6 protein-coding genes are annotated in these 13405 nt (G+C 49.9%); all 6 read right to left on the reverse strand.

From position 1 onward, the window contains the following. Position 1 precedes the first annotated feature (1 nt). The 6 genes from PHS46_07245 to PHS46_07270 all read right to left on the reverse strand — a co-directional run bounded on the left by PHS46_07245 (position 2) and on the right by PHS46_07270 (position 13288). On the reverse strand, positions 2 to 6130 hold the full coding sequence (locus PHS46_07245) for a hypothetical protein (GenBank protein ID MDD3906301.1): 6129 nt from the start codon (positions 6128 to 6130) through the stop codon (positions 2 to 4). A 17-nt stretch (positions 6131 to 6147) separates the two neighbouring features. Further along, entirely contained in the window at positions 6148 to 7995 is a 1848-nt protein-coding gene (locus PHS46_07250; protein MDD3906302.1) for a tetratricopeptide repeat protein, read from the reverse strand. A 20-nt stretch (positions 7996 to 8015) separates the two neighbouring features. Further along, on the reverse strand, positions 8016 to 10310 hold the full coding sequence (locus tag PHS46_07255) for a glucoamylase family protein (protein MDD3906303.1): 2295 nt from the start codon (positions 10308 to 10310) through the stop codon (positions 8016 to 8018). A gap of 97 nt (positions 10311 to 10407) precedes the next feature. Next, positions 10408 to 11025: a CIA30 family protein gene (locus PHS46_07260; protein ID MDD3906304.1), complete on the reverse strand. Its 618-nt coding sequence runs from the start codon at positions 11023 to 11025 to the stop codon at positions 10408 to 10410. Between the two features lie 122 nt (positions 11026 to 11147). Further along, positions 11148 to 12611, reverse strand: a complete 1464-nt coding sequence (locus PHS46_07265; protein ID MDD3906305.1) for an ATP-binding protein — start codon at positions 12609 to 12611, stop codon at positions 11148 to 11150. 5 nt (positions 12612 to 12616) lie between these two features. Continuing rightward, on the reverse strand, positions 12617 to 13288 hold the full coding sequence (locus PHS46_07270) for a response regulator transcription factor (GenBank protein ID MDD3906306.1): 672 nt from the start codon (positions 13286 to 13288) through the stop codon (positions 12617 to 12619). Positions 13289 to 13405 lie beyond the last annotated feature (117 nt).

The following is a 13405-nucleotide window of genomic DNA, read 5'->3' on the forward strand; positions in this document are numbered from 1 at the left end:
GCTATCCTTGCGTGATGAACTTTAACGGGCTCTTCTTTACATCTCTGCGAACACTGGTAATTTTCAAATCACCTCTGGGCTCGCCCAAATCCGCGGGAAGAATGATTTCATTCTTGGATAAGGACGCGCCAACCACACCTTCCATCGCCTGGCGCAGCATCCAGCCCGCGGCACCTGTATAACCGTGCCATATCATGCGTCCCGGGTCAAACTTCGTCAGGATATCCGCCGACTGCTTGTTCGGCTGTCCGCCGTATAGCTCGGCTTCATTTGTATGCGATATGGCCGAGACCTTAAGCCACAGCCTGTAGGCGGTCTTGCGATACTCGCCGGCCTTCGCTTTTTCTCCGCGTTTATCAAACTCCTCAGCCAGTATCCTGGCGGCCCTAACGAGCCACTGGACGCCGTGGCAATACATACCATTCTCGCGGACGCCTTCGGGATATTTACTCGACCTGCCGAGATACGGCTTGGTGTCTTCGCGAAGCGCGGGCCATCCGAGCAATATCGCGTTATCCTTCTCGAGTATTTCGAGGGCTGTATTGAATATGGCCAATCCCCGCTCGAAATTAATACCGCTCATCGCCGCCCATGATGCCGTCAGCGCATCTATCTCCCAAACGCCACTGCCTTTAACGCCTATCTCGGTACCGTCATCGTGGATCGCCCTGAGATACCGGTCGCCCCTCCATGTCTTCTCGATGGACTCTTTCAAATCTTCCATCCTTTTGGCGTAATATCCGGCGCAGGCTTTACCTTCTTTTGTTTCGATAATACCGACCATCTCTTTCAATATATAATAAAGGAAGAAAGCGAGCCAAACGCTTTCGCCCCTGCCCTCAGAGCCTATTTCATCAAGGCCGTCGTTCCAGTCGCCCGTCTGTATAAGCGGCAGGCCGTTCTTTCCCGTCCTGTCCTTTAATATCAGGTCGAGCGAACGCATGCAGTGTTTATACACGGAATCAGAACGCGTCGTCCTGTGATATAAATGCCCCCATCCCTGTTTATTCTTAGGAAGTTTGGCAAACGGGAACTGCGAAACGACATACGACGCCATCTCGTCCAGGATCGTCTTATCCCCCGTGCACCTTATGTATTCGACAACGCCCCATACCAGCCACAACGGATTGTCGGAGGCGTGAGACCTGCATGAAAATGCCGTCCTGCCGTCTGTTAAAGTAAAGAACCAGTGGAAGACGTCGCCTTCTATGAATTGTTGCGATGCGTGCAGAAGTATCTGTTTGCGCGATAACGCCGGGTCTACCCATATCAGGTTGACCGTATCCTGTAACTGGTCGCGGTAACCGTATGCGCCGCTCGTCTGGTAGAAACCGCGCCTGGCCCAGATACGTTCGGCCAACGCCTGATACTTAAGCCAGTTCTGGTAGCGGTCGAACTCCGGCTTATTCGTCTTTACCTCGAGGGTCGACATGAACTGATTCCACCAATTCCTGGTCGCCTCGAGAGATTTTTTAGCCGCCTCGACGTCTTTGTATTTAAGGACCAGCCGCTCGCCCTCTTTACGGTCGTCGGATTGGCCCATTACAACCGCTATCGTGGTTTGGCCGCCGGCGGGAACATCGATGGTTCCCATGAATGCCGCCACCTGCGAAGAATCGGTCACCTGCGTTTTATCGGACGAGCCCTTCTCGACCATGAACGGATGTACTACATCTCCGCCCGAGCCGAAGAACCTGCCGCGCAGAGTTTCTACGACATCCGCTTTTAGCGAGCTCGATACGAAAGCCCAGCCTGAACGGAATATATTGCGCGGATTACTGAAGTACAGCGCATCGGTTTTTTTGTCGCGGCGCAGGACGAGCGGGCCCGCTCTCTCCGGCTGGAAACCCAGCACCATCTGGAAATAGGACGCCAGGCGCATCTTACGATCGTGCGATGAAGAGTTCTTTACCGTAAGCAGATAAATGCCTGCCGGTTCCGACGGCGGCACAAAGACCGAAAGTTCCGTCGAAATATCGCCTTTTTGCATGTGGAAAACAGCCGTACCGTCAACACTGAATACGGATTCCGTCTTCGCGGATTTGTCGCAAAGCGGCTGATATGTCGGCGAATACCATTCATTCGATTCCGGCTCGTAAAGGTACATCGCCTCCGTCGGTATCTCTTTTGTTACTATATCCGGCCAATCCGGCGTAAGACGGTTCTGTTGTGAGTTGCCGTTGCATGAGGTATGCAGACCGCGGTTCGTCACCATGATGGAATGCAGAGCGTTGGATACAGCATGGTCTATCGGACGCGGAGTGAACGGTGTATGCACTATAAGTGAATTGCCGTCCTTGGAGAATGTAGAATAAGGCTGAGGCGTACCACTGGGTATCTCTCCGTGGCCTATCAAAAGCCCGCCCTTCTTTTCCTCGGACACATACTGCTTTCCGGAGTTGACACGGGGATTTAAGTGTTTAGCGATCAGATCGAGCGCCGTCTGCCTGTTCCTGGCAAACCCTACCATGAAGCGCACGTTAGAGGAACCGTTGGCCGCGACTTTTACGTTCACGGCGAGCGACCCTATCGGATCGAATGTCGGATGCGGGCTCGTATCACGCGCGGTGGGAAATTTTAGTGTCTCCATTATCCGTGGCGTCCAGATACTGCGCGCGCGGCCGATAAAATCTACACGGGATGCCAGAAATCCTTCGGGAGCTACATCGCAGGCCAATATACCCATATTCTTGGCGCTCTTCTGCCAGGCGAGTATCGCGTTCGCTTCGGAGGCGTATTCCATCTCCGGATAGAGCCGGGCATACTGCGTATGGAACCTGTCGTGTATGCCTCCGACGAGAACCCATTCCAAATAAGGTACAACTTTAAGTTCGCGGGTTTTACCGGTCATGTTCTCTACGGTAACTTCCCACATCTCGACGGTGCTGTCCTTATCCGGCAGGGATATCTTTATCGATGTTTTAACACCATTGTTAATATTTATCACTTTAAACGCGTCGCCGTCTTTTTCTATCTGTGAGGCCGCAAACCTGCCCGTCGGGAAATTACCGACGACAGGCCAGTAACGTGATGCGCTCGAGGTGTCTTGCGCGGGATCGACTACATATAGTATCTTGCCGCATGGATCCATCGGATCGTAGGAGCGCCTGCTGACGTCGCATTCTTTATGTATGCCTTCGCTGAAACCTTCTCCGTTCTTTCTAAGCACGACCCTGTATTCCCTGTTGGAAAGCTCAAAGCTCTCGAGGCTCGCGGATCGGCGCTTCCGGTGAAACGCGCGAAGAGCGAAAGAAAGCGCTGTAAAAATTATTATCGCGGCGGCTATAACGAGCAGTAGCTGAGGAAGCGGCAGAGATTGTATCGTAGCGACCATCCCCTTTTTGCCTGCGGCGGCGTTCTGCATGGCAAGCGACGAGTTCCACACCTGGTCCCACTCGGCGCCGCGCGGCATATAAAACGGTATTAGAAGAGGCGCCCATGTAGCAAAACGCTTAACGGCGTCGGGGATATAACGCTGAGCCGCGGCCGGGCCTATGAAGCGAGCCAGTTTTTCATCCAGCCTGTCGAGACCCAGGAAGCTCAAGTTAACAAGCGTCGCCACGCGAAGACCCATATGATCCATCCAAATAATTATCCGGAAAAGATCGATGGCAATTATATACGTGAATAACTGCAGGCTCCAGGTACGGAAAGCGTCTGGCGTCATCGTAAGGCTCTGAAAGGTCGCTACCACCGTACGTATCGCGCCGTCCTGGTTATACCATGTCGGGTCCGGCATCATGCGAAGGCCCGTAAATATTATAGGCGACATCCAGAGGCCCCACCTCAACACATATATCATGTGCTCGACGAGCTGGGCAAAGCCGGCCTTAGAAAAGAAAAACTTTATCGGGGTCTTGTCCTTCTCGAAATAGGCCTGCATAAATACTTTGTTTATCGCGAAAAGCCAGGCCGCGATAGACCAATTTATGACACCGGCCAGCGACTCTGTATAAAGAAGCTTCACGCCTCCGGTATACGTACCGAGATCGATGCGGCCCCATTTATTGACAAGCGGATAAGTAATGTATTCCACCGCCGAGAAACCGGAACTCACATATAGCTTGAGTTTTTCTACTACCACCGGCACCTGCAAAGCGTCCATATAGAACGCCGCGGCGCTACCCATAAATATGCCGCAGAGCGAATCGACAAAATACAGTTTCCATGTATGCACCCTGCCGCGGCCCTGTAAAGCGTATACCACATCCCGCAGAAAACTCACTCCGCCGGAGGCAAGGAGGCCTATTACGAAACCGAAGAGCACTCTTTCGCCCATCGGACGAGTAATCATACCGTTACTCACGCCGTAAGCAAAACCGAACCCTACTATGGCTCCTCGTGCATATAACGAAAAATCGCGATAACTATAACGCACCCTTTCAAAGAAGGGCAGGCTTCCATCGAATGATTCGATGATGGTTTTGATAAACGGGAAAATAAGCGCGCCGACAAGTATACCTATGACCGCGGGCGCTAAAGCGATGAGCTTCTGGGCCGCGGACGAACCTATGAGCATATTCGCTACGAAAAGGATGGCCATGACTATCGCGCTGAACGCCATACCTTTCTTCATGCCGGCATTGACGTGCTTCAATACCGTTCCCGAAGACGGCGCTATAAGTTTACCGCTGTCGAGAAGCATACCCGTTATAAGATAGACCTCCGCCCAGAGGCCGCCAAACGACAACATGCTGGCGAAGATGCAGGCGATTGCCCGTAAAAAGGGTGGGAACGATGCCACAAGCATCGTAGACCCCATGTCCGCGATGATCGGAGCGGCTACTACGCCGACAGATACAAAGAATACCGAAAGATGCGCCTTCATCGTCTTGAGCGGCTGGTCTCTCAGGGCCAGGCCTATACCGTTGGCAACGATCTCATTGAACACGAATAGAACAACAAGGCGGCCTATATTCTGAAGTATGACCGACCAGTAAACCCACATTCCAAAGGTAACCGTGTTGCCTATCGACTCAACCATACCCGGGCTTTCCACCAGGAGAAGCCAGTTAAATATATACGGCGTCCCGGCGATAAGCGCAACCGTGATGGGCCTCAAATGCTTGCCCGACGAGGCGAGCGAACGCGCGTTCGCGGTGTGATATATAACGAAGGTTACCGCGGCGATGAGATTATTGAACATTAAAAGTTGCACGAAAGACGACGGCGGCTGAAGTATCTCCGCCCTGCTCGAAGCGGCGGCAAGAAATCCCGACACTATCGCGTTCTGAAATACCTCGGACGGCGTAAGGTGTTTTCCGGTAAGAGCGTACTTCAATATTCCGGCTATAACCACACCCATCAGCGCCACAAGGATAAAATTGATGCCGAACCCGGCATCCAGTGAACTCATCGTTCCCATGGAAAGTATGCTCATACCTGCGCCCAGGATCAACACAGTCGTAACGGCATACAAAAGATCGCGTTTAATGCCGGCGGCCGGGATTTTCCGGCCGGCATTTTTACCGGCAAAAGCCCTACCGATCAGTAGAGCCACAAAAGCCAAAAGAAATCCGAGGACAAGAACTATCGCGGCTTTTATAGCGGCAAGATATTTTTGTAAAAACGTCATCCTGAAGAAATCGAGATCGAAATATAATATGCCCTCGAGCTTCTTGCCGGCATCCAGCGGACTTATAACAAAGACTACCTCTTTAAGCTTGCCTATCTTATTCCAATCGACCGACTCGCGGACATGGCTCCAGCCGTATTTTATAACGAGCGGAACGGTCTGCACACCCGTTTCGCCTTTAATCTCCAGTTTTACCGAAACCTGTTTTACCTGTTCCTCGGTTGGCACCCTTACGCCTATCCTGACAGCGTCTACCGCTTTGGCACCCAGTTTCGAAGGAAAACTCTTGGTCCACACGCCAGCGATCGCCCCGTTAAATATGGTGTAATCGAATTTCAAGACGTTTTTATTTAAGGATATCTCACGCTCCGGCACAACATCGCCCATGGCCGGGCCCATATTGAACATGCCCTTTTCGCCGGCCTCGAGGATGCTGAATCCGGTGGGGTCTGTCACCACGGATACGCGTTTCTCATCGGCGGATGCGCAGGAGATCATAGTAAAGGAAAGGATTGCGAAGATTAACGCAAAAATACGGTTGAACGATTTACTCATGAGAACAACTCCTTAGTTTAATTTCCGCTCTTTACTTCTTCTGTTACATTCACTATCATGCTCAATTCTTTGACAGGGTCTTTCCTGATGCCTTTGTCCGGCTCGCGGACTAAGCCCAGATCGTCGGCAGTTATCGATATCCTATACCGGCCCGGCTCCTGCGGCGCCTGCCATGCCTTGTCCCTGGTCTGCCTCTCATCGATAAACTTACCGCCTTCGGAGGTCCATTGCAGACTCAAAAGATCCTTTTCGCTCTCATCTTTAATCTTCTTGGGCAGGCGGCTCACATCTTCTTTGTCCTGCAGATATTCCGCGAACCTGTCTTCATCCGCCAATGTCGGCAGTGTAAATTTTATCTTCGCGCCGGGCTTCACCGTAACGACCGGCGTGCCATTTTCCGTATATGTTATTTCGAGTTTCTTATCTTCGCCCTTTGCGCCGCCCTTCAACCATTCATTGGCATCACCCGCTTCTACCGGCACTATCTCCACGGTAGCCGGTTTCAGCGGTTCCCACATCCTATATTTATCTTTCGCTCCGAATGTATAGGAAGGATTCGAACCCTTCTTTATCTCTTTTATGTCTGTAATAATAATATCGGCGGTATAAGCATAAACACTGTTTATGTCTATCTTCTTCATGTCCTCGAGCGCTTTATCGTATTCCTTGTCGGCATAATGGGTAAGGCCTATGAAAACGTACGCGAGATCGCCTGTATTTTTCCTGTAATAATTCTTCACAAGTCTCTCAAGGCCGGGGAGAGATTCCTCTTTTGGAAATTCGCAGAAGTATATCCGGCAGAGTGTCTCAAACGCGCGGTCGAACCATACGGAATTCTGATAGGTGCCAAGAAACTCCTCCAGACTGTTTACGGCGTTCTTGTAATCTTTCTCGTTGTAATAACATAAAGCGGTCTTATATTTACAATAATCCATAACCTTGGAGTCCGGATAATCCGCGGCATAGGCTTCATAATATTTTCTCGCTTCACGATACCTGTTGCCCCCGAAATATTTTTCCGCTATCTCCATCGCCTTGGCGCCCATAACATCTTTATTAAAATAAGGGGCTCCGGCCTTCATATATATGTCGTATATCTCGGATGCGGCCCTGGTATTACCGCGGGCAAAATTCTTGTCGGCATCCTTCCTTATGTCCTCGAGTATCTCCTGGGCCGTCTTCTGGTCGACCTTCGCGAGATACGCTATCTTCAGTTTGAGCGCATAGTCGCCGAGCCCTTTATTCACGAACTCGTCGGTCATTCTGTAGAGCTGTCTCTTGTTAAGCTCGCTATCGTTTGAGTATTTCGCTATCTTGTCCGACATGTCCGACAAAAACTCTTCCGCCATCTGCGGCTGGAACTCTTCTTTCGCGGCGAGAAATTTTAGGAGGTATATGTCGAGCATCAAATCCTTGGACTGCGCAGTAGCAAGCGCCTTCTCTATATAATCAGCGGCTTCATTACGATAGGTTTCGTTCAATGACATGTAGCGCCTGCCGGACTCGATATCATTCCTGCGCGAAAGGAACGCGAGCTCGTCTATCCTGGCCTTTGCGATAACATAATACAGCGAGGCCATATATTTAAAATTCGATTTCGTCTCGGCCATGCTCCGGACGTTTTCGGCAAATCTCTGGAAATCGTCGGCGCGGGCGCATTTAGCCATAGCCTCTTCGGCGGCTTTTATCACAGCCGCGTCGGAATCGGCGTGGGACATCCGCGCAAGTTCTTCGTCAAATTTTGCCGGTGGAATCTGCTCCTGGCCGGAGGTGTCCTGAGATGCGTTATCGGCGGCGTGCGTAAAAGACAGCGGCGTTAAAAAAGCGCAGCTTATGGCAACCAATACGAATATTATCTTTCTCATTTTTGCGCCCCTTCTTGTTTTTACTTCTTACCTTTTACTTTCGTAAAGCCCGCCCTCTGCAGGGCGCGTTTTATATCGGCATTCTTCATAAAATTTTTCCATATAAAACCCGAACGGAAATTCTCGACCGGCAAAAGCATCATCGCTTCCCCTATGCCATAGTAGGTGGACGCGTACCAATCACGCGCCGGGTTAAACGAATCCTTAAGACCATATTGGCCCCAGAGCTTCGGATAGTTCACGTACATGTGCTTGAGCGCCGCCATCGAAAGATACGGCGTGAATACCATAGATCCTGCCGGGGCCGTCGGAGACAGCGTATTGTCGTTCTCCGGCTCTCCGTTACCGGTCGGAGGAACTCCGAAATGCATCGTATAGCCCTCAGGCCTCGACATCGAGGTTATCCCCCAGTTGTTCTGGCCGAACCCTTTATATTTTTCCGCGTTGTCTATGCAGAACTGCCTGTTGGCGAGGGTGGCGTTAGTAGAATTTTCGAACCAGTTTATCCCCTGCCTGTCCGCGATATCCTGAAAATTAAACCATATGTTAGCGTACTGGTATGAGAATAGGCTCCCGTGCCAGCTGTATATAAAACTCTTCCCGTCTTTGTAGGCATCTTTATTTCTTGCCCAGGCGTAAAACACATCAGGTGGCGCCGGATAAGTAGGAGAGCCTATGGCAAGAAGAGTTATCAATACGACTTCATCCGTATAGTAGTCCCAGTAAGAACTTAAAAATCCACGCTCCGGAGACCATCCCATGGAATAACAATTATACCATCCGCCCTGGTCTGTGTTCAGGAACTTTTCCCACTCGACTCTCTTATATAATTCTTCGGCTTTAGTTTTTATCTCCTGGCCGAAATATTCACCGGCCGTAATGGCGCCCGCCACAAGTATAGCCGTATCGACCGTCGATATCTCACTCTTGCCGGCGCGCTTACCATTGTGGGGATTCAGGAAATGGTAGAAAAATCCGTATTTACCTTCCGCGAGCGGCTCGGCATCTTTAGACTTCGGCAGGAATGTATCGAGTGTCTTCGATATCCGCCCCTTCGCTTCCTTTTTATCTATCCAGCCGCGCTCGGCTCCGACGCACAGGGCGGCCAGGCCAAAACCTGTCGATGCGATGGACGCGTCCCCTCCGCCGGAAGTATCGGCGAAAAGTCCCGTCACAGGATTCTGGTGTTCATTAAAAAACTCAAAAGCTTTCCGCTCGACCAGATCTAAAAACTCATCGTCTGTAATAGGCTCAACGCCGCAATCTATCAGGACACCGGTGACTTTCTCAGTGCCATTGATATCGGTGGCAACCGCCCGGACCTGATAATTGTAAAGCTGTCTTGCGTTATCGAGCGTCCACTCTACCTTATATATCTTTTTGCTGACATCGTAATCATACCCTATCGTCTTCCAATTCGTGCCCTTATCTACGCTGTATTCAAATCTTACACTCTCTATGAGGGGATTGTCTTTAGAGGTCTCGGCCTTTATCGCAAGTACGCTCAAACCTTTCAGGGCGAAACATTGTTTGGCGGCGGAACCGTTTACCGTAAAAGAAGCCGCTATCGGAGAGTTTATCTCGTTGCCCGGATGAACATCGAATATTTCCGGCGGCTTGGAACCGAATATTATGTCGTCTATGTAAACTGTACCTTCCTTATTACCGGATTTATTCTCAAATACAAAAACAAGCTCGATTATCTTCGACCAGTCGGTAATCTTCGAAAAATATTTTAAAGGTATCGTAAGCTTCTGCCATTCCTTAGATATCTTGCCGGATCTTAAAAATGCGTTCGCGTATACGAAACTCGTTATATCCTTATCGAACATGAAGAGCCCGTTACCATCGGCATCCTGATGAAGCTCTATCTTCATATCGCCCTCTTCCTGGGCGCCTTTTATCCATAGCGAAATGTAATTATATCCGCGCAGATCGAGCGGCGCGGTCGCATCCTTTTTATCAGGGAGCTGTTTGCCCAGCTTCATCCAGTAAAAAGCGTATTCGCCGAGGTTCCGGACATCGAAATCGAGCCGGACGGAATAACCGTTGTCTCCGTGCGTGAATCCTTCGTCAGGGATGGCTGTGGGATACATTGTGCCGGGCTTTGTGTCTTTACCGCCGGAGATGCCGCCCAGGGAATTGGTAAGAGTTCCGTCGTTGTAATTCATAAGCACGATCGGCGCGACCGCTTTAGCGGCGCCGGACGTGGAAGTGTCTTGTGCCGAATATAATGGTGATATATTTAATATAAGCCCGATGATGGCGGAAAGAAAAGATATGAATGCTATTTTTTGTTTTATTGGATAGGCCATAGTTACCTATTTTTTCATCGTTGCGAGTGAAGCAATCTCTTTTTTTCAAAGAGACTGCCTCACTTCGCCCGCAACGAAAACTATTTTTGTGCAGTTACTATTTGTTCTTTGTAAATCTGATATCGTCGATGTAGATTACGCCCTTCTTGTTGGACGCGATCCTGTCTTCAAATACGATAACAAACTCGGTCAGGTTAGAGAAATCGGTAAGCCCTTTGAAATCCTTCAAAGGAACCACGATATCCTGCCACTGATCGGATATGTTTGTAACGTAATAACGGCCAACCTGCTTGCTCGCGTTCTTCAGCTCAAGCTTGAAAACCGTAGTATAACCGGCTTTCGCATCGCCCTTTACTCTTAACGCTACATTGTCATACTTTGAAGCATCCAGGTTCTGAAGGAACATCCAGAATCCGTTGTACGCCGGGTTCTTTGACTCGACGCTGTACTCAAGTTTCATAGCGAAACCTTTGGTGCCGTACCTGTTGACGCTGTCAAAAGACTCCGTGCATCCCTGCGAAAAATCTGTGGGATCCTTGCTCCACGCGCCAAAATCACCACCGATATTATTCGGCTTCTCTCCGGCATCGAAATCGGATACCATAAGCTCACCGGCCGCGCTGGCTACCGGCTTTTCGGCGGCAAACGCCTGCGGCAACACTACCGCGCACGCCATGGCTATAACTGCAAATACATAAGCCATTTTTTTCATCATAACTTCCCCCTTTCAAATTTACGAAGCTTCCTAAAGCTTCATGCCCTAAGTATATCTTAATAGCCATTAAATACCTATTAGAGCAGTATTAAAATATTTTAATGTTAGGAAAAAAAGACAGGTCATAACGGCAGGATTATTACGAAGGATGTTCCTTTTCCTGGAATGCTATCTATGTCTATGCGGCCTTTATGCGCATCGACGATCGATTTGACTATGCTAAGGCCGAGGCCGAAGCCGTGGACGCCCCTCGCGCTATGCACACGGTAAAACCTGTCGAATATGTGCTCGATATCGCCTTTAGGTATCCCGACACCGGTATCTTTGACTATAACTTTTACGTTTTTATCGCCCCCCTCCACCCTAACCCCGACCGATCCCCCTTGAGGCGTATATTTAACTGCGTTATCTATTATATTAAGGAAGAGCTGTTTCAACTGTTTCTCGTCTCCTGTAACAGCGGCCCCCTCTATTCCACCGAAACTTACATCAACTTTTTTCAGATCGGAGAGCTTCCTGATACTATTTATAACGCTTTTAAGCAGTAGCCCCACATCCACCCGTGTCCTCTCCGGCATTATCTTTTTCGACTCGAAACTCGCCAGCATCAGAAGGTTCTCCACAAGCCGAGTCATCTTGTCGACTTCCTCAAGACTGGATCTGAGTACAGTTTCATATTCGTCGGGAGCGCGCATCTTTTTCAGGACAACCTCGAACTCTCCTTTTAATATGGTAAGCGGCGTCTTGAGCTCGTGTGATAAGTCCTCGAACAGATGCCTCTGCGACGTAAAAGTAGCGTCGAGACGAGCCAACATATCATTGAATGTTTCGGCAAGCTTCTGTATCTCATCCTTGGTGTCCGGAATGGCGAGCTTCATCTTCATGTTCTCGGCCGTTATATCGTGGATAGTGCGAATCATGCTGTCGACCGGCCGCAACGTCATGGTCGCGAGGAACGCGCCCATGACCCCCGTAATCAATACAGTGATCGGAAAGAGTATGAATATGGTGACTTTAAGACTATAGAGCGCGTTATTTATGGGATCGAGGGGGCTTCCGACCTGAACTATGTATTCCACGCTTTCATTCTGTATCGCGGGCGCGATGAATACGCGGAAGAGTTGTACTTTTTTCGTGGGAAACGACGAGCGCAGGGTCTCGAACGTACTTCTGCCCTGCAGGGCCGCGTAAAGTGTCTGGTCGGACACGCTCGTTATGCCCTGGGTATTTTTCGACGATGCTACTATGTCGCCCTTCGCGTCGAATATCTGCACTATGATATTAAGCAGTTTCGGGTCTTTCGATTTTGCCTCGACCCAGCGATGCGCGATGGTGGGAAAATCGACATATTCTCCGTCGGTCTCGGCGTTAGCGCCATAACGCATCGTCCCGAGCCTCTCGGTGGACCAATAGGTGCTGATGGCCGATACTATGCCTTCCGCTCTCGACCTTAAGAGGGTATCCATGTTTTCGCAAAGGGACTTGCTCACCTGATGATATAGTATGGCGCTGAATACGGAGAGTGTCATGGCCAGTATGGCCATGTAGATGATCGTTATCTTAAAGCGGATGGATTTATGGAACATGAGCCTTATTCCTTCAGTATATACCCTCTGCCTCTTACAGTGTGGATCAATTTCTTTTTGGCGCCGGAATCTACCTTATTTCGCAGATAGTTTATGTACACATCTATTACGTTCGTGAACGTATCGAAATCTATGTCCCAGACATGCTCCGATATCATGGTGCGCGTAACGACCTTGCCGGCGTTGCGCATAAGATATTCCAGGAGAGCGTATTCCTTCGATGTCAGCTCTATTTCTTTACCCGAGCGCGTAACCTTGTGAGTATGAAGATCAAACAGGAGATCGGCCACGTGCAATTTCGTCTCCTCCTGCACTTCGCTCTTCTTCCGCAATATCGCCCGTATCCTCGCCAGAAGCTCCTCGAAAGCAAACGGTTTAGTCAGATAATCATCCGCCCCGGCGTCAAGACCGGTTACCTTGTCCTTGACGGCATCCTTGGCGGTGAGCATTATAATGGGTGAGGGTATCTTCTCTTCTCTCAACACTTTACACACCTGAATACCATCGAGCTTCGGCAGGAGCAGATCGAGAAGAATGAGATCGTAATTATTCGTTTTGGCGAGAAAAAGACCGTTTTCGCCGTCGCCGGCGGTATCGACAGCATACCCCTCTTCCTTAAGTCCGCGCTTAATGAAGTCGGCTATCTTCTTCTCGTCTTCGATGACCAATATGCGCATATTGCCTCTTGGTGACCCTTAACCCATTACCACTTTTTAGACCAAATCAACCGCGTAGGTTGAAGCACATGGACTAAGTCAACCGCGTAGGTTGAAGCACATTTACCACCTGTAACC

It is taken from the genome of Candidatus Omnitrophota bacterium (assembly GCA_028699255.1).
Classification (GTDB): Bacteria; Omnitrophota; Gorgyraeia; order 2-01-FULL-45-10; family 2-01-FULL-45-10; genus FEN-1322.